The following is a 20,553-nucleotide window of genomic DNA, read 5'->3' as shown; positions in this document are numbered from 1 at the left end:
AACGAGGATATTGGGTCGGTCTACCCGCCGGTGTACCCGGGGATCGTCAGGTCAGATGATGTGGCCTGCGTATACCCCAATCCGAACCGCGCGGCGTACTGCTTGTACAGACGAATCCCGGGTTCGTTCGCGAGGGTCGCCTCGAGCCGGGCGGGATCGCCGATCGCCGACACCACATACGGAGGACTGTAGGTGCGCCCGTGCAGCAACAGGGTGTTGCCGATACAGCGCGGCGCCGACGTGTTCACGATTCGCTGGTCCTGCATGCTCACCGCCTCGGCCCCGCCTGTCCAGAGCGCATTGAGGACACTTTGCACATCCTGTTGATGTACCACCAGGTCGTTGGGGGTGGCGTCGACGGGATACTTGCCGTCCGCGCCACGCGGCGCATCCGTCAGGGTGACGGTGATTCCGGGGCCGGTGACGGGCGTGAGCCCGGCGTCGTCTGCCAAGGCGTCCGTTTGCCGGAGAGCTTCGGCCACCCCGGTGTCCGACTGGGCGGCCTGTTCCTGCAGCGTGGCGAGCGCTCCGGCCAAATCGTCCCGTGTCGCGGCGACGGCGTCCACCTTGTCCTGCGCGTTGCGCACCAGATCCGACAGCCTGGTGGAATCGGAGGCCCGCAATTCGAGACCGTTCGACACCTCGCGAGTGGTCGAGATCAGCAACCCGGCGACGAGGCACGCCACGAGCACCAGAATGCGCCAGAACATCGGCCTACGCGCCCGCTCACCGGTCACTCGGGTGCCCGCCTCCCGTCGTCGATCGTCGCGTCCGCTCGTTGTCGATCGTCGCGTCCACCCTCGGCGCTGTTAGCGTGTACTCGAGAGCAGGTGATTCGAATCTACCTGCACACACACTCCTGTACACCCGCACGAACGAGGACGACATGCCCAAGTCGAAGGTCCGGAAGAAGACCGATTACACGATCAACCCTGCAACCCGCACGCAGAAGGTGAAGGCCGGTCCGTCCAGCACCTTGTACGTATCGGTGATGCTCGGCTTCATGCTCCTCGGCCTACTCTGGCTGATCGTCTACTACTTGGCCGCCGACCAGCTTTCGTGGATGAACGACCTCGGTGCCTACAACTTCCTCATCGGCTTCGGCTTCATGGTGGTCGGCCTCGTCATGACGATGAGATGGAGGTAAAGGTAACCGACGCCGTCGGTTACCCGGAGGTGGAGACAGCACCAACGCGCGGTGCCGAGACAATTACACCGTTGTCATTCATCCCCACTGTGGACAAAGCCTGTGGACAAATTGGATAGGTCGATGCCTGAACAGGGAAAACTCGAGTGGGCCACCCCGATGGGGGTCGTCGCCGCGCTCGCGGTCGGTGGGGTGGTCCTCGCGGGTGCGTCCTTCCTGGTTGCCAACGAACCGGCCGGACGAGTACTCGTTTCCGTCGCCGCGATCGTGATGCTGGCGTCGGCGGTGTCGGGGGCGGTGCAGCGTCCACGCCTGGCCGCGCACACCGGCGCCGACTCGCGCATCACGGTTCGCAAACTCACCGGGCACCGCAGCTTCAGCAGTTCGGAGATCACCCGGGTGCGACTCGTCCGGTACCCGCGTCTGGGACGCCGGGTTCCGATGCTCGAGATCGACGTGACCGACACCGAAGGTGTGGAACGACTGTTCATCTTCGGCCGATGGGACCTGGGCACCAACCCGCAGGATGTGTTCGACGCACTCGCGGCACACGGGTTCGTCCCTGCCGAGAAGCGCTGAGCGAATCGGCCTCAGAGGCCGAACATGACGCGCATCTGCATGATGCGCAGCACGATCACCCCTAGGGCGACAACGACGACAGTGGCCACCGCCGCCCATCCGATCCGAACCGCCTTCTCCCGGTTGTTACCGGCCCCGAGAAGTTGCGGAGCGTAGAGAAGCCCGGCCGCCGACGCCGCACCGGCGAGCAGACCACCGAGATGACCCCAGAACGAGATACCCGGGATCGACACACTGATGATCACGTTGATGGCGATCACGGCAAGAATCGGTGTGGGACTGCGCCGCATGCGAAGCAGAATCACCACTTCCGCGCCCATCAATCCGAACACGGCACCCGACGCGCCGGCGGTCAGCGCGTCGATCTGGAATGCCATCACCGCAGCAGAACCACCGAGGATCGACGCCAGATACACGGCGATGTAGCGGGAACGTCCGAGAATGATTTCGGTGTCGCGCCCGATGATGTACAGCGCGAACATGTTGACGGCCAGGTGAATCAGGCCGAAATGCAGGAATCCGCTGCCCAGTAGTCGCTCGAAGTCGCCATTCGCGACGGCCGGCGGAAAGAGCGCCCACGCTTGGAAGATGCCCGACCCGGCGGCGTTGCGCATGATGCTGCCGGACTGCGCAGCCGTCGCCAGGTAGATGGCGATGTTTGCGGCGATGAGAATGTACGTCACCAGCGGGGTGGGTTGCTGCTGCGTCACCGCGTTACCGGCAACGCCACGCACGGGCCGCACGTTCTTCTTGCCCTGTGCGACGCAATCGACACACTGATAGCCGACGGCCGCCTCGTGCAGACAATCCGGACATGCCGGACGGCCGCACCGATTGCACGACAGCGCTGTGGGGCGATCGGGGTGGCGAACGCACCGCGGCTGGGGTGCAGACCCCTCGTTTGCAGCCCCACCCCAGCCGGGGTTCGTCATACGGTCTCGTTTCTCAAGCGATGGTGACGCTGTTGATCACGACCGGCTCGACGGGTCGGTCACTGCGGTCGACCGGGGTGGAGGAAATCGCGTCGACGACCTTCTTCGACTCCGCGTCGACGACCTCACCGAAGATCGTGTGCCGACGGTTGAGGTGCGGAGTGGCACCGGTGGTGATGAAGAACTGCGAGCCGTTGGTGCCCGGGCCGGCGTTCGCCATCGCGAGCAGGTAAGCGCGGTCGAACTGCAGTTCCGGGTGGAACTCGTCCTCGAACTTGTAGCCCGGTCCACCGGCACCGGTGCCGGTGGGGTCACCGCCCTGGATCATGAAGCCGTCGATGACGCGGTGGAAGATCGCACCGTCGTAGAACGGGCCCGACTCCGTGCCACCGGCATTTGCGGTGGTGTATGCCTTGCTGCCGTCCGCGAGACCGGTGAAGTTCTGCACGGTCTTGGGAGCGTGGTTACCGAAGAGCGCGATGGAGATGTCGCCACGGTTGGTGTGCAGCGTTGCGGTTGCTGTCTGATGAGGTGAAGTCACCCCACCATGTTGCCACGAGTCCCGAGGAACACGGGTGGCTGGTGCTCCGGATTTGCTGGACGAACACGGTTGCTGTGACAAGCTGGGAACATGACACGCGCGAATTCGTCACTCGACACACGATCGCTCACCGCACCGTCGCTCACGGCGCCGTCACTCGGATTGCCCCGTGCCGTCCGGGACGGACTGCTCGAGGCGAAGGACTCGGAGAAGGTCGGCGAAGCGATCCGAATCGCACGCTCGGGAGCCGTCACGGCGGGACGCGGGCTCGGTCGTGCAGGCGTGATCGTCGGGCAGCGTGGCCTCGACCTGGCCAGGAAGGGGGCCGAACGCGCCCAGCGCGTGCCCGTGGCTCGAGTCCAGGCAGCAGCAGGCCGCATCCTGCCGCCCGAGCCGAAACCCTCACACCGCCGCCGCAACATCGCGATCGCCCTCGGCGTCGCCGCGGTCGCCGCGGGAGGGTTCGCGTTCTACCGCAGTCGTCGCAGCGAGCACCCGCCGGTGGCACCCGCTCCCCCGACTCTCAGCGAGACCAGGCAGCCGGCTGCGCCGTCGGTTCCGCCGGAGCCCACCACGCCGACCGTGCGGACAACGGCCGAGAGCAACGGCAAGCACGCTTGGAAAGACGACTCGACCTCGGATACCCCGGGCCCCCAGGACCAGCGGGGCTACTGACCGCGACGTGCCTGCCGCCGTTGCCATGAGGCACGTCGCAGAGCGCCATCGATTGTGACACGGGTAATGTGACCTGCGTCGCGCCGGAGACCTGCGCGCGGCCTCGTTCGGTCGGTACGGCACGTCCCATCCGGATATGGGACATCGACCCGACGTGCCAAACGGAGATGGCATGTCGCACGAACTACACCACTTCACGATGGGACACTGGGTCCTCTTCTTGGCGTATGCGGTCTCGGTCATCGGATCGTACGTGGGCCTGTCCTGCGTACGGCAGTCCTTGAGGGGCGGGGGTACCGGCAGACTGCGATGGCTCGCGATGGCGGCACTGGCCATCGGCGGCGTCGGTGTCTGGTTGATGCACTTCATCGGGATGATGGGTTTCGCCGTGCCGGGTTCCACCATCCGGTACGACATCACACCGACGCTGTTCTCGGTGGTGCTCGCGGTTTCCGCCACACTGTTCGGTCTCTGGATCGTGGACTCGCATGCCGCGCGCAAGACTCGCGTGCCCCGCGCCGTGCCGCTCGCCGTCGGCGGGCTGGTGATGGGTCTGGCCGTCAGCGCCATGCACTACAGCGGTATGGCGGCGATCCGGATCGAGGGCAGAATCGAACATGATCAGGCGTACGTCGTCGCCTCCGTCGTCATCGGCATCGTCGCGGCCACTGCCGCGCTCTGGCTCGCCGGCGTGGCGGAACGCCTCACCGCCCGGGTAGTCGCGGCACTGATCATGGGATGCGCTGTGGTCGCGCTGCACTACACGGGTATGGCCGGAGTGACGGCCACGCTCGATCCGACCGCCGCGACCCCCGAGGGTTTGACGGTCATGTCGCTGTTGCTCCCTGCATTCGTCGTCGGCATCGCAGTGCTGGCGGTACCGATCGTTGCCTTGCTGCTCGCCCCGGGCCGTGAGGACCTGCAACGCGAGGCTGTGATCTCGCAGTGGATGGACGGAGACGGTGACGCCGCCGCCCGGGCCCTGTCGGAGACGACATCGAACACCGCACCGTAGGAGGGGCTCGATACCGGCGCACCCGGCCGACAGCGCTACACATCGCCTCGACTCCTATCCCCGCACCCACCCGGGCGAATATGATGAAGATCACTGCGTCGGGAATTCGGACGAGGAGGGCGCGATGTCCGCTCTACGTACCACCAGCCGTTTGATTGCGCTCATCGCGCCTGTCGCGGCAGCCGTCCTGTTCGCCGGGACGGCCACTGCTGCGCCGCCACACCCCTTCGGTGGCCCCGCCTGGACGCTCGGCTGCCCCAACCAGGGAAGTCTGATGTCTGTCACCGGGATGACCGGAGAGACGATCGCTCCGGGTGTCATTCGCTTCAACTCGTTCCCCGGCGCCTTTCCCATGCCCGCCGCCGGACAGGTCACTGTCGCATGGGTGAACACCAACACCGGTCAGTCGGGTATCACAAACCTTTCCGGCGTCTACCCGAACCTGTCGGCCACCGTCGACACCGGAGTCGGCAACGTCATCGCCACCGGCTTCGGATCCATCAACTGGGGATCGAGTCCCATCTGCCAAAGCAACCCGACGATCGGAACCTTCATCGCCTGAGGTGGTTGGATCAAGTGACGAATGGAACATCCGTCCGGTCAGATCGGACGGATGTTCCATTCGTCCGGACACAGAGAAAGCCACTCCCCGGTTTCCCGGAAAGTGGCTTATTTCTGTGGAGCCTAGGAGATTCGAACTCCTGACATCTGCCTTGCAAAGGCAGCGCTCTACCAACTGAGCTAAGGCCCCGTTACCTCGTGCCAGACCTCACCGCCGCAAAGCAACTTGGTCAACCCGAAGACTACCAACACTGCGACTCCCACTGCGAGGAGCATCTTCATGCGTGTAGTCCTTCCTGCACTTGGAGTGGGCCTAGGAGGACTTGAACCTCCGACCTCTTCGTTATCAGCGAAGCGCTCTAACCGCCTGAGCTATAGGCCCTCGAGTGCGGAAACAAGACGATTTTTCCTCGTCTCGAACCGAGTGGGAAGATTACCTCACCGGACCGGCCGATACCAAAACCGGTCCGATGAGACGCACTTTTCCCAGGTCAGTCACGATCAGCGAGAGTGACCTCGACACCGCCCACCAGATCCGAACTCATGTTGTAGATGAACGATCCGATGGTGGCGAGAGCGGTGATCAGCACCATGTTCACCAGGCCGATGACGGCCGCATATCCGAACACCTGACCTGCGGTGATCAGCCCCTCGGTGCCCGAAGCGGACACGATATCGGTGAAGGCATTGTTCAGCCGGTCCCACACACCCATACCGTCGAGAACGAGGTAGAGCAGACCGACTGCGACCATCCAGACGAAGAACAACGAGACGGAAATCACCGAGGAAATCTTCAGCATCGACCACGGATCGATCTTCCGAACCTGCACGCTCGCCCGCAACGGTTCGCCCTCGGCGACTCGCTGGGGCATCGCCACCGCCGCAACCTTCGGCTGCTGGCCCGTCGTCGACGTCTTCTCGACCGGCGCCGGATGCTTGGCATCGGACAGGTCCGGCATGTCCTTCGGAAGGGACTTGCGGTCGATGTGACGAGTCGGGCCGTCGATTCCCGCGGCCTTGGCCTTCGCCGCCGCACGCTGCTGAGCAGGAGTCGGCTGCGCGCCCGTCGCGGGTGCACTCTGCGGCGCAGTGCCCTTTCGCGGCGGAGCCGGACGTGGCGGAGCCGTCTTGGGCGCAGCACCCTTCTGTGGCGGCGTGACACGAGGCGCAGCTCCGGTCGGCTCCTGCTTCGGCTTCACCGCCGGAGCTTGCCCTGACGGGGGCTTCTGCGCCGCGCCAGGAGCCTGCTTGGACGCCTCCTGCTTCGGGGGCTGCCGCTGTGCGGGAGGCTGCTGGGGGGCAGCACCGGACTTCGGCGGCGCCGGACGCTTCAGGTTGGTCTGCGGCTCACGTTGAGGACTCGGGGGCGCTTGCTGGCCGCCCTGCCCCTGGATGCCCTGGGCGCGCTGCCACGGCGGCACCTGAGTGCCCCGAACGCTCGGCTGCCCGGAACCTTCTCCGGGCTTGGACTGCGACGCCGCGCTCGATGCCCCAGCGGAGCCTTTGGTAGCGGACGACCCATTGGTACCGGACGACCCTTTTGCACCGGCCGACGTCGACGATGACGACTGCCGAGGCGGCAACGGCGGCAACGGCGGCCGACCGTTCGTCGGCGCCTGCTTCGGCGACGCAGAATCTGTCCCCGACGGCGCCTTCTGCCCCTCCTTCGCCTTCTGTCCCTCCTGCGGGGACGTCGATGCGGTGGGAGGACTCTGCCGCTTGTCGTCCTTGCCAGGCTGATTGGGAGTACTCACTCAGGACTCCTTGGCTCCGTTGTCGGCATTGTCGGCAACTTCTTCCGGTTCGTCGGCGTTACGGGCGATCGCGAGGAGGTTGTCGCCGTCTCCGAGGTTCATCAATCGAACACCCTTCGTCTGCCGACCCGCCTTGCGTACCTGCTTGGCGGCGGTGCGAATGACGCCGCCACCCGAGGTGATCGCATACAGCTCGTCGTCGTCGTCGACGATGAGCGCTCCGACCAGGGTGCCACGTTTCTTGTCGTACTGAATGGTCAGCACGCCCTTTCCGCCGCGCCCCTGCGCCACGTAGTCCTCTATCGGGGTGCGCTTGGAGTAACCACCCGAGGTCGCAACCAACAGGTAGGTGCCCTCTTTCACCACATTGAGCGAGAGCAGAACGTCTTCTTCGTTGAAGCGCATTCCCTGCACACCGGAAGTCGCGCGGCCCATCGGACGCAGCACCTCGTCGGTGGCGGCGAAACGAATCGACTGGCCCTTGGCGGACACGAGAAGCAGATCGTCGTCCGACGAGCACAACACTGCGCCCACCAGTTCGTCTTCTCCACGCAGGTTGATCGCGACGATGCCGCCGGAACGGTTGGAGTCGAAATCGCTCAACCGCGACTTCTTCACCAAACCGTTCTGGGTGGCGAGCACCAGGTACGGGGCATCCTCGTACGTCTTGATCCGGATGACGCTCTGAATCCGCTCGTCCGGCTGGAAGGCCAGCAGGTTCGCGACGTGCTGACCGCGAGCCGTGCGGTTGGTCTCCGGCAACTCGTAGGCCTTGACGCGGTAGACGCGGCCCTTGGTGGTGAAGAACAGCAACCAGTCGTGCGTGGAGGTCACGAAGAAGTGCCGAACGATGTCGTCCTGCTTGAGGGTGGCGCCCTGCACACCCTTGCCGCCGCGCTTCTGCGAACGGTAGAGGTCGGTGCGGGTGCGCTTGGCGTAACCGGTCTCCGTGATGGTGACGACGACGTCCTCGCGGGCGATCAGATCCTCGTCGTTCACGTCGCCGTCGGAGGCGATGATCTTGCTGCGGCGCTCGTCGCCGTACTTCTCGACGATCTCCTTCAGCTCGTCGCGGACGATGCGGCGCTGCCGTTCCGGGTTGGCGAGAATGTCCTTGAGGTCGGCGATCTCACGCTCGATCTCGGCCAACTCGTCGACAATCTTCTGTCGCTCGAGGGCCGCGAGGCGACGCAGCTGCATCGCGAGAATCGCGTCTGCCTGAATCTCGTCGACGTCGAGCAACTCGATGAGGCCTGCCCGGGCGATGTCGACCGTCCGCGACGCCCGGATCAAGGCGATGACCTCGTCGAGCGCGTCGAGAGCCTTCACCAGACCACGCAAGATGTGCGCGCGCTCTTCGGCCTTGCGCAGCAGGTATTCGGTGCGCCGGCGGATGACCTCGATCTGGTGGACGACGTAATTCCGGATCATCTGGTCCAGGCGCAGCGTGCGCGGCACCCCGTCGACGATCGAGAGCATGTTGGCACCGAAGCTGGTCTGCAGCTGGGTGTGCTTGTACAGGTTGTTCAGCACGACCTTCGGCACTGCGTCACGTTTGACGGTGACCACGATGCGCAGGCCCGCACGATCCGACGACTCGTCGTGTATGTCGGAGATGCCGGCGATCTTGGCGTCGCCCACCTGCTGGGCGATGGAGGTGATCAGGTTGTCCGGGTTGACCTGATAAGGAAGCTCGGTGATGACGATCGTCGTGCGCCCCTTGGCGTCTTCCTCGATCTCGACGACTCCACGCATACGAATCGAACCGCGTCCGGTGGTGTAGGCGTCGTGGATTCCCTGACCGCCGACGATCAGGCCCGCCGTCGGGAAGTCTGGGCCCTTCACGCGCTCCATGCACGCGGCGAGTGTGGTCTCTTCGTCGGCGTCGAAGTGCTCGAGTGCCCAGTAGATGGCCTCGGCGACCTCGTTCAGATTGTGCGGCGGGATGTTGGTCGCCATACCGACCGCGATGCCGCCCGAACCATTGATCAACAGGTTGGGGACACGGCTGGGGAGAACCGTCGGTTCCTGTGAGCGGCCGTCGTAGTTGCCCTGAAAATCGACTGTCTCGTGGTCGATCTCGCGGAGCATCTCCATCGCGAGCGGCGTGAGCCGGCACTCGGTGTAACGCATCGCGGCCGCACCGTCGTTGCCACGAGAACCGAAGTTGCCCTGCCCGTCGACGAGCGGGTACCGCAGCGACCACGGCTGCGCCATACGAACGAGGGTGTCGTAGATCGAGGAGTCGCCGTGCGGGTGGTAGTTACCCATCGTCTCGGCGACCGGACGCGCAGACTTCACGTAACCACGGTCGGGCCGGTACCCGTTGTCGTACATCGCGTACAGGACGCGACGGTGCACGGGCTTGAGACCGTCTCGCACGTCGGGCAGAGCACGCCCCACGATCACGCTCATCGCGTAATCGATGTAGCTGTTCTGCATCTCCTGCTGAATGTCGACGGGCTCGATGCGATCGTGTCCCGGACCCTCCGGAGGCAACGTTGTGTCTGTCATGAGCTCCTTCTTCTACTCGGCTAGACGTCTACACAGGCAACCCGGCCTGGTTGAACGTCGCGCAACCACCCGAGTCTATAGGTGCAGGTCAGCTGAGGGCGTGAAGGACTCGGATCTATGCCCTTTCGAACTCGTGATCGATCGGTTCCTCGGCGAGAGCATCGGCCTCGAATTCGAGTTCTGCGGCAATGCGGTCCGGTGCCATCAGCAGCGCCGTGATCGGAATGGTGAGGATCAGCAAACCCAGCACGTAGGCAGGGAACAGCACCGAGAAGATGTCGATTCCATCCGGGAGCGCGATGTTCGGGTCGACCGTTGCCACGAGTGCGTAGACACCGATGTAGTGCGCTGCGGCGAACCCGAGACCGGCCGCGAACGACGCACCGAGCCGAATCACCCGTGAGTTGGCTGCCTGCACGGACCACACGACGAGAGCAGCAGCGACCACGCCCACCAGGGCCGACACTGCGATCATCACGAAGTCGTATTCGATCTCACCGCGAATCTGCACACCGCTGATCAGCGCGAGGTGTGAGAGGGTCGTGCCGACTGCGAGGATGGCTCCGCCCGTCGACAGGCGTCCGAGTTCCACCGAACCACTCGGCATGCGATGACGATTCGGTACCGGGCTCGCTACGTACAGCGCGGCGTAGCTGGAGGACACCGAGAGCAGCAACGACCCGACGATCCAGAGGAGGTCGTAACGAACCGCGGTTTCGGCGACTTCGACGCCGACCAAACCGATGATCTTCGGCAACCAGAGTCCGACGCCACCAATCGACAACGCACCCCACACCAGCCACATCATCCGGTGGCGCCCCCCGAGCACGGTGGCAGCTTTACGGGCGCTGGCGATACCGACGAAAACACCTGAGAATGCGGTGATCACAACGAGGACGAGGACCCACATCCCCATGGCAAGTTGTTCCGGATGTTCAGTCAACGTTCATTCCTCACGAAGGCGTTTGCGGGGCAGTGGACGTCAGTACGCGGGTGTGTGCAACTTCCGCAGGGCGTATTCGGTGATCGCCACGAGCGCTTGCTTCGCGGATTCGCGGTCGCGAGCGTCGATCGGAATGATCGGAACGTCACTCGAGATCGCGAGCGCTGCACGAATATCCTCGGTCGGATAGCGCGGCGCATCGTCGAATTCGTTGATGGCAACGAGGAACGGCAGCTGCCGCGCTTCGAAGAAGTCGACGGCCGCGAAACTTTCGTCGAGGCGGCGCGTGTCGATCAGCACGATCGCGCCGATGGCACCCTTGATGAGGTCGTCCCACATGAACCAGAATCTGTGCTGACCGGGCGTACCGAACAGATACAGGACCAGGTCGTCCGCCAGGCTGATGCGGCCGAAGTCCATGGCGACCGTGGTGGTCGCCTTGTCCGGCGTCTCGTTCAAATTGTCGACACCGTCGCTGGCGTTGGTCACGAGAGCCTCGGTGCGCAGCGGCACGATCTCGGAGACCGACCCCACCAGCGTGGTCTTACCGACGCCGAATCCGCCCGCGACCACGATCTTCGTGGAGGTGACCTTGTTCTGAGAATCAGATTTCGCGAAGTCCACTGAGGACCCTTTCGATAAGTTCACGGCGCTCGGAATCTGTGGAGTCTTCCTTCAGCGTCGCCAGGATCTGGAGATGTCCGGATTCGACCAGGTCGGCAACCAGGACGCGTGCAACCCCGAGGGGCATGCCCACGCGGGCGGCGATCTCCGCAACCGAAGGCGATTCCTTGCACAGCGCCACGATGGCGGCGTTCACGTCGTCGAGTTCCCACTGACGATCAGCCGAATGCGGCAGCGCCTGAATGAGCGCTTCGAGTGCGAGTTCGACTGCGGGCCGCGTACGCCCGGACGTGAGGGCGTATGGCCGAACGATGTTCGGCCCCGCAGACGATTCGTAGTTCTGGTCATCCATGACGGTGCCTCAGGGTCATGTTCCCTGCGGGGTGCGGGCTTTCGCCTGCACCGTCGCACCGACGCGGTCGACGAGGATGGCCATCTCGTAGCCGACCTGTCCGATGTCGCACTCGGAGTTGGTGAGCGTGGCCAGGTGCGAGCCGTCGCCGACGCTCATCAACAGCAGGTATCCGTGCTGCATCTCGACGACCGACTGCAGGACGCCACCACCTTCGAAGAGGCGGGAGACGCCGGCGGAAAGGCTGGCGAGACCGGACGTCACGGCAGCGAGTTGTTCGGCGCGGTCGAGAGGCAGATGCGCGCTGGCCGCCATGAGGAGTCCGTCCGCCGACACGAGCACAGCGTGTGTCACACCGGGGACATCGCTGGCGAAGTTCGACACCAACCAGTCGAGCGGCCTCGTGTTATCGGATGCGTGAGCTGTATTCATCGGTCTCCTTCGATGTTGGTGCGCTCGGCCACCCCGGTGGCTCTGCCGTTTCGTACACCCTGCTGGTGTCTACTCAAGTTGGCCCGAATTGTTTCAGGATCGCGTACGCGGCGGAACGTCCCGGTGTTGTTGGCCCCTTCGACCTTTCCCGGCACCAAGCGCTCGCCGGGGCGGCGCTTGGGCAGGCCGATTTCAGGATCTACCTCGACCGGTGCAGACGCAACGCGGTTGGCTGCGTTCCAACCGGAATCGGCGGCGGATTCCCAGATACCCGGTGCGCCTTCTTCGCTTGTCGGGTCGGACAACCAGTCCGACACCATGTTCGCGAAAATAGGGGTGCCGTGGCCACCCTCCCCGTTTTCTGCGGGCGGAGGATCGATCCTCGACTGGAAGAACGACGCCGTTTTCGCAGGGTTGGTGCGGTAGCGGTGCCGAACCGGTGCCGATTCCTCAGCGGTTTCCGGCATCGGCGGCCGTGGCCGTTGGGAGCGGTCGGTGGGTAGGCCCGCGGAATCTGCGGGAGCCGCGGGAGCCGCGGGAGCCGCGGGAGCCGCGGAAGCCGCGGGAGCCGCCGGCTCCGGAGCCCGGCGTGTGGGCAACTTCGGCATCGGACGAGGTCCGTCGGCTCCGTTGGCCGGCGACGGCGCGGGGGCCACTCCAGCACCGGACGCGATGCCACTGGCACCCGGACGCCGCTTCGGCAGACCGGCGGTGGTTGTGGACGAGCCGCCGTCGCCGGAGGCAGGGGCAGGTGCCGGAGCCGCCGGAGCAGGATTGGTCGGTGCAGCCGGAGCAGGATTGGTCGGTGCATTGCGCTGCGGCAACGCGGGCGCACCGCTTGTCGGCCTGTTCGGCACGACCTCACGACGTTCCGGCATCGGACGATCGTCGCGACGCTCCGGCGGCGGGGACGGGATCGCCGGTTGCACCGGACGAGCCTGTACCGACCGCTGAGTCTGCACGACCTGCTGCGGTCGCAGCTCGCCCGGACCGCCGCCGGCCTGCGTGATGATCAACGAACTCGGGACGTGAATGCTGACGGTGACACCGGGGTTACGTGCGGTGTCGAAGGTGGAGCGCATCCGCACTGTCAGACCGTGACGATCCGCCAGGCGGGAGACGACGAACAGACCCATGTGACGGGCCGTGTCCGGGCCCACCTCGCCGCCGGTGGAGAGGCGTTCGTTGATCGCACGCATCTCGTCTTGCGGGATACCGATACCACGGTCGGAGATCTCGAGGAGAACGCCACCGTCCACGGCTCGCGCGAAGCTGAAGTTCACGTTGCTGTCCGGCGGAGAAGCGCGCAGCGCGTTGTCCACGAGCTCGGCGAGCAGGTGAACGACGTCCGTGACGATCGCACCGCTGAGCGAACCGTCCGGGGTAGCACCCATCTGGACACGCTGGTAGTCCTCGACCTCGGACATCGCGGCACGGAGCACGTCACCGAGCGCGACGGGAGCACCGGAGCCGCGACGCACCCGGGTACCGGCGAGAATCAACAGGTTCTCACCGTTTCGCCGCATACGCGCTGCAAGGTGGTCGAGTCGGAACAGGCTCTCGAGTCTCCGGGGATCCTTCTCCTCGAACTCGAGATTCTCGATGAGGCCGAGCTGCTGGTCGATGAGCGACTTGCTTCGGCGTGCCAACGTCTCGAACATGTCGTTGATCTGCAGGCGAAGGTTCGCCTGCTCGCCGGCGAGCTTCAAAGCCTGACCGTGAATGTCGTCGACGGCCCTTGCCAGCTGGCCGATCTCTTCACGTGTATGCACTTCGACCGGATCGAATCGCACATCCGCCACGTCGTCGGTCGACTTGATCTTGGCAATGGCTTCGGGAAGATCGCGGCGGGCCACCTGCAGAGCACCGAATCGGAGGCGACGAACCGGCCCGATGAGCGAACGTGCAACGAGGAGGGCGAGGACGAGCGCGGCCAGCAGCGTACCGAGAACGATCGCGGTGTCACGAAGTGCTGCGGTACGCGTTTCCTCCGCGCGGAGGGTGACGGTCTCGGCGATGTCGCTCGACGCCTCGTCGATCAATGCGGTGTAGATGTCGAGACTCTCGAGCAGGGAACTACGAAGCTGCAGAATCGGGAGAGGTGCTCCGGACTGCATGGCCTCGATGGCGTCGACACCTGAAGGCATGAGTTCGATACGTCGGGCGACGCCGTCCCGAAGCTGCTGAATCCGGGGATCGTCCTCGGGGAACGACGTCGCCATGATGTCGATGAGCGCGAGTTCGGCGCCATTGGTCGCGATCAGCTCGGTCATCGGCGTACTGCGATCGTTCATGATCTCGATCATCAGAGAGGCCTGGTCGAAGATCTTTCGCTGTGCCTCGAGGGTGTCCACGAGCAAGGTGTACTTGGTGAGCACCTCACGGTTGTCGATCGGTTCGACGATGTCGTCCATGATGGCGGAGATCTGACTCGCGAAGTCTTGCTGACGTTCGGCCAGCACCTGCATCGAGGTGGCACCGGGGGCGCCGGTGGTCATGCCTTCGAGCGCATGTGCGTCCGCGAGGGCTGCATCGAGGGCCGACGCGATATCAGCCGGAAGCTCCGGGTTGGCTGCCGCCTCGGAAACCCTCTCGAACTGAGTCGCCAGCTCCTCGCTGTCACCCTTGGTCATCGTTCCGGTTGCGTAACTACTGACCACGGTGCCCAGCGCGGCCTCGAGGTTCACCATGTCCGGCACGCTCGTGACCTGCTCGGCTGCCGTCGTGAAATGAGCGGCGTCGGTGAGCTCGTTCTCGACCCGCAATCCACCCAGAACCATGGCGACGGTCACCGGCACGGCAAGAACCGCGGTCACCTTCCACCGCAGGCCCCAGCCTTCGATATCCCAGAGCTTCGTCCGGGACGGCGACGCGTCGCTCATCTCTCGCTCTCTTTCAACCCTTGTCTTCAACCTCATGCGTCCTTCGGCTTTTGCCCTCGAGTTCGATGAACGGCCCCCGAATTCGATGAACGCATTACCGAGGGCGAGCAGTTACGTTCCCCACCGCAACTTTCGTCGCCTCGTCTGCCAAGGTAACGACTTCATCACGTTTTCGTATGGTGACGTTCTACCACAAAAACCCGTAATAACTTACTTCGGAGTAACTTCCGCACCCTTGGTCTCACGAGTAACGCGGGCCACACAAGCGTCAGATAACCGTACACACGATCGTCACGACACCCAAGGTTGGATGAACATTCAATGAGTTTCGGCGCATTCCGGAACAACTACGCGGCCACCGGGCCGTTGGCGATCAGACATCGAGGAAGCGCACATCCTTCGCGTTTCGGGTGATGAAGCTACGTCGCGCCTCGACGTCCTCACCCATGAGGACGCTGAACAACTCGTCTGCCGCTGCGGCATCGTCGAGAGTGACCAGGCGAAGCACGCGAACCTCCGGATCCATCGTGGTCTCCCACAGTTCCTTGGCGTTCATCTCGCCGAGGCCCTTGTAGCGCTGGATGCCGTCGTCCTTGTTGATCTTCTTGCCGGCCTCGAGACCAGCCTTGACCAGGGCATCGCGCTCACGGTCGGAGTACGCGAATTCGGGGTCGGCGCCGCGCTGCCACTTCAGCTTGTACAGCGGCGGCTGCGCCAAGTACACGTGACCGTGCTCGACCAGCGGCCGCATGAATCGGAAAAGCAGCGTGAGCAGCAGCGTTGCGATGTGCTGTCCGTCGACGTCGGCGTCGGCCATCAGCACGATCTTGTGGTACCGAAGCTTCGCGATGTCGAACTCGTCGTGAATGCCGGTGCCGAACGCGGTGATGATCGACTGAACCTCGTTGTTCTTGAGGACGCGGTCGATGCGAGCCTTCTCGACGTTGATGATCTTGCCTCGCAGCGGCAGGATCGCCTGGTACATGGAGTCGCGGCCGGACTTCGCCGAGCCACCTGCGGAGTCGCCCTCCACGATGTAGATCTCGGACTTGCTCGGATCGTTCGACCGGCAGTCGGCAAGCTTGCCGGGCAGCCCGCCGAGATCGGTGGCGCTCTTGCGGCGAACCAGTTCGCGGGCCTTGCGCGCCGCCACGCGTGCCTGAGCCGACGACACTGCCTTCTGCACGATGGTCTTCGCATCGGCAGGGTTGGCTTCGAACCAGTGCTGCAGGTGTTCGTTGCTTGCCTTCTGCACGAACGAGCGGACCTCGGTGTTGCCGAGCTTCGTCTTGGTCTGACCCTCGAACTGCGGTTCGCCGACCTTCACCGAGATGATCGCGGCGAGCCCCTCACGGATGTCGTCACCGGTGAGCTTCGGGTCCTTGTCCTTGAGCAACTTCTTGTCGAGCGCGTACTTGTTGACCGTCGCCGTCAACGCCGAGCGGAAGCCCTCCTCGTGCGTACCACCCTCATGCGTATTGATGGTGTTCGCGAACGTGTGCACCGACTCCGAGTAGCCCGCATTCCACTGCATGGCGATCTCGAGCTCGTGCCCGGTGCCCTTGGCCGTGAACCCGACGACCGAATTGTGGATCGGCTGCTTCGTGCGGTTGATGTGGCGAACGTAGTCCTCGAGCCCGCCCGGGTAGTGGTAGACGCGGGTCTTGACCTTGTGCACTGCCGGCGCCGCCGCCTCGGCGTCCTCTTCCTCCGCAGTCTTCGGGGCCTCCGCGACCTGACTGACGGCTTCGTCGGTCACCTCTTCGGGGGCGACCCGCTCGTCCGTCAGCGTGATGGTGAGTCCCTTGTTCAGGAAGGCCATCTCCTGCAGGCGCCGAGCCACCGTCTCGAAGTTGTAATCCGTGGTCTCGAAAATGGTGTCGTCGGCCCAGAAGCGGACGGTGGTACCGGTTTCCTTGGTCTCCGCCCCCTGGACGAGTTCTCCGGGCTTGGACTCGGTGTAGGTCTGGCTCCAGGCGTATCCGTCGACGTTGATGTCGACCTCGAGCTTGGACGACAGCGCGTTCACCACGGAGATACCGACACCGTGCAGACCACCGGACACCGCATACGAATCGGAGTCGAACTTGCCACCGGCGTGCAACTGCGTCAGCACGACCTCGACGGTGGGTGCACCGGAGGCGTGCATGCCGACGGGAATGCCGCGTCCGTCGTCGACGACCTGAATTCCGCCGTCCTCGAGAATGGTGACGTCGACTTTGCTGGCGTACCCGGCCATCGCCTCGTCGACCGAGTTGTCGACAACTTCCCAGATCAGATGATGCAGACCACGTTCCCCGGTGGAACCGATGTACATACCGGGACGCTTCCGGACCGCTTCGAGGCCCTCGAGAACGGTGATCGACGAAGCATCGTAATCCTTCTTGGACGTGCTCTTCTCTGACTTCTGGGCAGCCACGGGTGGGTAGCCCTCCTTCTACGTCCGATCGTCGGCACAGCCGACGAGCCGGCCCCACGGGGCCGCAGTGGTCACGGTGCCGGCAATATGCCGCTACATGTCACGATCATCTTACTGGTACCCCGAACATACAGCGGCGCTACGACACCCCTGAGAGCCCCGTAGGCGAACTATTTCGATGTACCGAGGGTCAATCCCTACACGGAATCGGCGGGATTACGTCCTGTTCGCGAGGTGTGTCACGAAACTGGCCGTCAGTTCGGCGATGTCCGCCGGATGCGAGATCGGCGACCAGTGACCGGCATCGAGTTCCGATCGCCGCAGGTCCGACACCCATTGTGCAGTGTCCTCGTACCCCGCAGGACGCACGGCTCTGTCGCGTTCGTTCACGATCAACTGAACCGGAACAGTGGTGCGACGAACACGCGGCGCCTTCAGTCGTGGGCGGATATTGGCACGGTATCGCTTCAGACCGTTCACCATGTCCCGCGCCAGCGTGTCGGCGGGCCGGACCGATGCAGGGTCGAGGCCGTCGAAGAATCCCAGGAAACGCGGCCAGTTCTTCGAGAACCACAGTTTCAGCGGCAGCGTCGCCACACCGGGGATCTGAAACGCCACCGTGTATGCCGACGCCACGGCCTGTTCGAGAGGCGCGCCGATCCTGCGTTCCGCGAAACGACGCCGCATCCACGAACCGAGATGGTCCAGGTTGGGACCCGACACAGACGTGAAGGAGGCGATCCGACGGGCGGCATCGGGCTCACACACCGCCTCCCACGTCTCGACCGAACCCCAGTCGTGTGCAAGAACGTGAACGGGACTGCCTGGACTCACCGCGTCGATCACGGCGCAGAGATCCGAGGCCAGCGCCTCGAGACGATAGGCTTCGACCGACGTCGGAACCGAGCTGGCACCAGCTCCGCGACTGTCGTACGAGATCAACCGGAATGCCGATTCGAGGTGCTGTGACACCCCGGTCCACAATTCGTGGGTGTCGGGCCAACCGTGCACCATGACCACGGTGGGTCCGTTCGGATTGCCGCGTTCGAACACGGCAAGGTCGATCGCCCCGTTGGAGACGGTGTGATGGGCAGTGTGCATCAGGTGTTCCTTCATGTAGCCCCTCAGAGGTCGAGTACGAGACGCCCGCCGTCGGCTCGGGAGACGCAGATCAACATCTCGCTCTCCTGTTCCTGTGTGGTGAGTCGGGTCTCGCGGTGATCCGGTGTTCCGGCGAGGACTTTCACCCGGCACGTTCCGCAGAAGCCTTGCCGGCACGAGTATCCGACGCCGGGCAGCTCCTTCTTCACCACATTCAGCGCGCTCTCGTCCTCCGGAACGGTCAGAACCTGACCGGTGCTCACGAGCTGCACCTCGAACTCTTTGCCGTCAACCACCGGTGGTTCGCCGAATCTTTCGAAGTGCAATGCGGTCGAGCGCGTCTGTGGAAAGTGGTTCCGCACGGACTCGAGCATCGGAGTCGGCCCGCAGCAGTAGACCGCTCCGCCTTCCGGGGCACGGCCGAGGAGATCCGCGGCCGAGGGCAGTCCGTGTTCGTCGTCCAACCGCACGAACACACGCTCCGGTTCGAAGTTTTCGATCTCCTCGAGGAACGGCATGGACTCGCGGGACCGTCCGGAATAGACGAGCTGCCAATCCATCCCGAGATCTCGTGCAGCGCGCACCATGGCAAGGATCGGAGTGATGCCGATACCACCGGCGATGAACAGCGCACTGCCGATGCCCACGAACGGGAATCCGTTTCGTGGTCCGCGCACCGTGACCTCGGAGCCCACGGTCAGAGCATGCATTTCGAGGGACCCACCGCCGCCGTCCACGATCCGACGGACCGCAACGGTGTACGTGTCTCGGTCGGCGGGGTCACCGCACAGTGAGTACTGCCGCCTCAGACCGGACGGAAGATGAAAGTCCAGATGCGAGCCCGGTTGCCAGGCAGGAAGATCTGCGCCGTCGACGGACCGGAAACTCAACTGCACCACGTTGTCGTCCTCGGCGACGGTCTTGCGCTCCGCGAGAACGAGATTCAGAGCAGTGTCCGGATTGTGTCCGGCGTCCGCCGGATCGTATTCGTAGGCGGACAACACTCTCAGATACTTGTCGGCCACCGCCTCGGTGATCCGCATAGCCCGGTCGGAACGGGGCTTGCCCGCACTGTCGACCCTGCCCTGGATGTCCAGGGGGGCCTGGTGTCTCGGCAACGGAGTGAGTAGCTCACGGACTTTTCCGAGGTTCATCGCACCGCCGCTCGTGCCGCAGGCGAGCTCGCGAGGTACCGCACCGCCTGTGCGGTGGAACCTTCGTTGCTCGGATGATAGGAGCGAGTGAAGTAGGTAGACATGCGCACCACTAGGTCCCGCCCCGTCGGAAGAACGCCACGCTTGCCCGCAGCATAGAAGTCCGACCAGTGCGGCTTGCGCCGGTGCGGTGCCCAATTGATGAGTTCGGGGTCGTGACGCATGAGGTAGCGGGTACCGCGCGCCCACAGCCAGACGATCATCGGTGTCACGATGATCTGCGTTCGTATCCTGCGCAGCTCACGCTTGTCGAAATAGCGCATCACGTCGTAGGCCACGCTGCGGTGCTCGACCTCTTCCGCTCCGTGCCAGCGCAACAGGTCCAGCATGGTCGGATGCACCCCGGCACGGTCCAGCCCTTCCGCGTTGAGAACCCAATCACCGAGGAACGCTGTGATGTGCTCGATCGCGGCCACCAGAGCGAGGCGTTCGATGAGGTGATTGCGCGCGCGTCCCCCCGTCAGCGGTCGCTGCCCCAGGATCTTGTCGAAGGTCCAGTCCATCTGCTCGGTGAAGGGCGTCGGATCGAGCCCCTTCTCCTTCAGGTGAACCAACACGCCCGAGTGTGCTTTTGCGTGCATCGCTTCCTGACCGATGAATCCGATGACGTCCTCACGCAACTGCTCGTCTTCGATCAGGGGGAGTGCTTCTTTGAACGTATCGACGAACCATTCTTCGCCGGCCGGGAGCAGCAGGTGCAGCACGTTGAGGACGTGAGTGCTGAACGGATCGCCCGGGATCCAGTGCATCGGAAGGTTCGTCCAGTCGAACTCGACATTGCGCGCCTGCAACACGAGATGATCGGGCTCGTTCGCGCGCGCAGATCCCGCCGATCCTGTTGAGACTGTCATGTCATTACTCCTCGTCC

19 protein-coding genes and 2 tRNA genes are annotated in these 20,553 nt (G+C 64.1%); 5 read left to right on the top strand and 16 right to left on the bottom strand.

Going from position 1 to position 20,553, the window contains the following annotated elements; translation table 11 throughout:
* Nucleotides 1-20 precede the first annotated feature (20 nt).
* The gene (locus tag ACZI8Q_RS16960; protein WP_463374781.1) at nt 21-710 is read right to left on the bottom strand and encodes a DUF881 domain-containing protein; all 690 of its coding nucleotides are present in this window, start codon (nt 708-710) and stop codon (nt 21-23) included.
* A 176-nt stretch (nt 711-886) separates the two neighbouring features.
* On the opposite strand from ACZI8Q_RS16960, the gene crgA reads away from it, so the two are divergent.
* Both crgA and ACZI8Q_RS16950 read left to right on the top strand, forming a co-directional pair.
* A complete protein-coding gene (gene crgA / locus ACZI8Q_RS16955) occupies nt 887-1,147 on the top strand; it encodes a cell division protein CrgA (protein ID WP_463374734.1) in 261 nt (86 codons plus the stop codon).
* A 123-nt stretch (nt 1,148-1,270) separates the two neighbouring features.
* Nucleotides 1,271-1,726, top strand: a complete 456-nt coding sequence (locus tag ACZI8Q_RS16950) for a PH domain-containing protein (RefSeq protein WP_463374733.1) — start codon at nt 1,271-1,273, stop codon at nt 1,724-1,726.
* An 11-nt stretch (nt 1,727-1,737) separates the two neighbouring features.
* Here ACZI8Q_RS16950 and ACZI8Q_RS16945 read toward each other — a convergent pair whose 3' ends face one another.
* Both ACZI8Q_RS16945 and ACZI8Q_RS16940 read right to left on the bottom strand, forming a co-directional pair.
* Nucleotides 1,738-2,658 carry a rhomboid family intramembrane serine protease gene (locus ACZI8Q_RS16945; RefSeq protein WP_463374732.1) on the bottom strand — a complete coding sequence of 307 codons (921 nt, stop codon included), beginning with the start codon at nt 2,656-2,658 and terminating at the stop codon, nt 1,738-1,740.
* Nucleotides 2,659-2,671: 13 nt separating this feature from the next.
* Nucleotides 2,672-3,199: a peptidylprolyl isomerase gene (locus ACZI8Q_RS16940; protein ID WP_463374731.1), complete on the bottom strand. Its 528-nt coding sequence runs from the start codon at nt 3,197-3,199 to the stop codon at nt 2,672-2,674.
* A 90-nt stretch (nt 3,200-3,289) separates the two neighbouring features.
* Between ACZI8Q_RS16940 and ACZI8Q_RS16935 the strand changes: the two genes are divergently transcribed.
* The 3 genes from ACZI8Q_RS16935 (at nt 3,290) to ACZI8Q_RS16925 (ending at nt 5,451) form a co-directional block, all read left to right on the top strand.
* A complete protein-coding gene (locus ACZI8Q_RS16935) occupies nt 3,290-3,874 on the top strand; it encodes a hypothetical protein (RefSeq protein WP_463374730.1) in 585 nt (194 codons plus the stop codon).
* Nucleotides 3,875-4,046: 172 nt separating this feature from the next.
* The gene (locus ACZI8Q_RS16930; RefSeq protein WP_463374729.1) at nt 4,047-4,889 is read left to right on the top strand and encodes an MHYT domain-containing protein; all 843 of its coding nucleotides are present in this window, start codon (nt 4,047-4,049) and stop codon (nt 4,887-4,889) included.
* Between the two features lie 124 nt (nt 4,890-5,013).
* Nucleotides 5,014-5,451, top strand: coding sequence for a hypothetical protein (locus ACZI8Q_RS16925; RefSeq protein ID WP_463374728.1), 438 nt, complete (start codon nt 5,014-5,016; stop codon nt 5,449-5,451).
* 116 nt (nt 5,452-5,567) lie between these two features.
* On the opposite strand, the gene ACZI8Q_RS16920 is transcribed toward ACZI8Q_RS16925, so the two are convergent.
* From ACZI8Q_RS16920 to ACZI8Q_RS16860, 13 genes are all read right to left on the bottom strand, one after another.
* Nucleotides 5,568-5,640: transfer RNA gene (locus ACZI8Q_RS16920), tRNA-Ala, on the bottom strand.
* 118 nt (nt 5,641-5,758) lie between these two features.
* A tRNA-Ile gene (locus ACZI8Q_RS16915) sits at nt 5,759-5,832 on the bottom strand.
* 109 nt (nt 5,833-5,941) lie between these two features.
* A complete protein-coding gene (locus ACZI8Q_RS16910) occupies nt 5,942-7,204 on the bottom strand; it encodes a DUF3566 domain-containing protein (protein WP_463374727.1) in 1,263 nt (420 codons plus the stop codon).
* Nucleotides 7,205-9,718, bottom strand: a complete 2,514-nt coding sequence (gene gyrA, locus ACZI8Q_RS16905) for a DNA gyrase subunit A (protein ID WP_463374726.1) — start codon at nt 9,716-9,718, stop codon at nt 7,205-7,207. It lies immediately after the preceding gene.
* A 115-nt stretch (nt 9,719-9,833) separates the two neighbouring features.
* Complete coding sequence (locus tag ACZI8Q_RS16900) at nt 9,834-10,661, bottom strand: MHYT domain-containing protein (protein WP_463374725.1); 828 nt, start codon at nt 10,659-10,661, stop codon at nt 9,834-9,836.
* A gap of 39 nt (nt 10,662-10,700) precedes the next feature.
* Complete coding sequence (locus ACZI8Q_RS16895; protein ID WP_463374724.1) at nt 10,701-11,285, bottom strand: GTP-binding protein; 585 nt, start codon at nt 11,283-11,285, stop codon at nt 10,701-10,703.
* Nucleotides 11,266-11,637, bottom strand: coding sequence for a DUF742 domain-containing protein (locus tag ACZI8Q_RS16890; RefSeq protein WP_463374723.1), 372 nt, complete (start codon nt 11,635-11,637; stop codon nt 11,266-11,268). The genes ACZI8Q_RS16895 and ACZI8Q_RS16890 overlap by 20 nt, the downstream gene beginning before the upstream one ends.
* Nucleotides 11,638-11,652: 15 nt before the next feature.
* Nucleotides 11,653-12,069: a roadblock/LC7 domain-containing protein gene (locus ACZI8Q_RS16885; RefSeq protein ID WP_463374722.1), complete on the bottom strand. Its 417-nt coding sequence runs from the start codon at nt 12,067-12,069 to the stop codon at nt 11,653-11,655.
* Complete coding sequence (locus ACZI8Q_RS16880) at nt 12,066-14,951, bottom strand: sensor histidine kinase (protein WP_463374721.1); 2,886 nt, start codon at nt 14,949-14,951, stop codon at nt 12,066-12,068. The genes ACZI8Q_RS16885 and ACZI8Q_RS16880 overlap by 4 nt, the downstream gene beginning before the upstream one ends.
* A 373-nt stretch (nt 14,952-15,324) precedes the next feature.
* Nucleotides 15,325-17,370: a DNA topoisomerase (ATP-hydrolyzing) subunit B gene (gyrB, locus tag ACZI8Q_RS16875; protein WP_463374720.1), complete on the bottom strand. Its 2,046-nt coding sequence runs from the start codon at nt 17,368-17,370 to the stop codon at nt 15,325-15,327.
* Nucleotides 17,371-17,586: 216 nt separating this feature from the next.
* On the bottom strand, nt 17,587-18,471 hold the full coding sequence (locus ACZI8Q_RS16870; protein WP_463374719.1) for an alpha/beta fold hydrolase: 885 nt from the start codon (nt 18,469-18,471) through the stop codon (nt 17,587-17,589).
* A 23-nt stretch (nt 18,472-18,494) separates the two neighbouring features.
* Nucleotides 18,495-19,625 carry a PDR/VanB family oxidoreductase gene (locus ACZI8Q_RS16865; RefSeq protein WP_463374718.1) on the bottom strand — a complete coding sequence of 377 codons (1,131 nt, stop codon included), beginning with the start codon at nt 19,623-19,625 and terminating at the stop codon, nt 18,495-18,497.
* A complete protein-coding gene (locus tag ACZI8Q_RS16860; RefSeq protein WP_463374717.1) occupies nt 19,622-20,536 on the bottom strand; it encodes a metal-dependent hydrolase in 915 nt (304 codons plus the stop codon). Before ACZI8Q_RS16860 ends, ACZI8Q_RS16865 begins: the two co-directional genes overlap by 4 nt.
* Nucleotides 20,537-20,553 lie beyond the last annotated feature (17 nt).

The organism is Rhodococcus quanlei (assembly GCF_055231015.1).
The sequence above is the reverse complement of the archived record's forward strand: the minus strand, read 5'-3'. Positions and strand labels throughout refer to the sequence as shown.

Bases quoted from the DNA above. Each gene is read 5' to 3' on its own strand.
- ACZI8Q_RS16960 (WP_463374781.1), bottom strand. From the start codon at position 710: ATGTTCTGGCGCATTCTGGTGCTCGTGGCGTGCCTCGTCGCCGGGTTG.
- crgA (WP_463374734.1), top strand. From the start codon at position 887: ATGCCCAAGTCGAAGGTCCGGAAGAAGACCGATTACACGATCAACCCT.
- ACZI8Q_RS16950 (WP_463374733.1), top strand. From the start codon at position 1,271: ATGCCTGAACAGGGAAAACTCGAGTGGGCCACCCCGATGGGGGTCGTC.
- ACZI8Q_RS16945 (WP_463374732.1), bottom strand. From the start codon at position 2,658: ATGACGAACCCCGGCTGGGGTGGGGCTGCAAACGAGGGGTCTGCACCC.
- ACZI8Q_RS16935 (WP_463374730.1), top strand. From the start codon at position 3,290: ATGACACGCGCGAATTCGTCACTCGACACACGATCGCTCACCGCACCG.
- ACZI8Q_RS16930 (WP_463374729.1), top strand. From the start codon at position 4,047: ATGTCGCACGAACTACACCACTTCACGATGGGACACTGGGTCCTCTTC.
- ACZI8Q_RS16925 (WP_463374728.1), top strand. From the start codon at position 5,014: ATGTCCGCTCTACGTACCACCAGCCGTTTGATTGCGCTCATCGCGCCT.
- gyrA (WP_463374726.1), bottom strand. From the start codon at position 9,718: ATGACAGACACAACGTTGCCTCCGGAGGGTCCGGGACACGATCGCATC.
- ACZI8Q_RS16890 (WP_463374723.1), bottom strand. From the start codon at position 11,637: ATGGATGACCAGAACTACGAATCGTCTGCGGGGCCGAACATCGTTCGG.
- ACZI8Q_RS16885 (WP_463374722.1), bottom strand. From the start codon at position 12,069: ATGAATACAGCTCACGCATCCGATAACACGAGGCCGCTCGACTGGTTG.
- ACZI8Q_RS16880 (WP_463374721.1), bottom strand. From the start codon at position 14,951: ATGAGCGACGCGTCGCCGTCCCGGACGAAGCTCTGGGATATCGAAGGC.
- ACZI8Q_RS16870 (WP_463374719.1), bottom strand. From the start codon at position 18,471: ATGCACACTGCCCATCACACCGTCTCCAACGGGGCGATCGACCTTGCC.
- ACZI8Q_RS16865 (WP_463374718.1), bottom strand. From the start codon at position 19,625: ATGAACCTCGGAAAAGTCCGTGAGCTACTCACTCCGTTGCCGAGACAC.
- ACZI8Q_RS16860 (WP_463374717.1), bottom strand. From the start codon at position 20,536: ATGACAGTCTCAACAGGATCGGCGGGATCTGCGCGCGCGAACGAGCCC.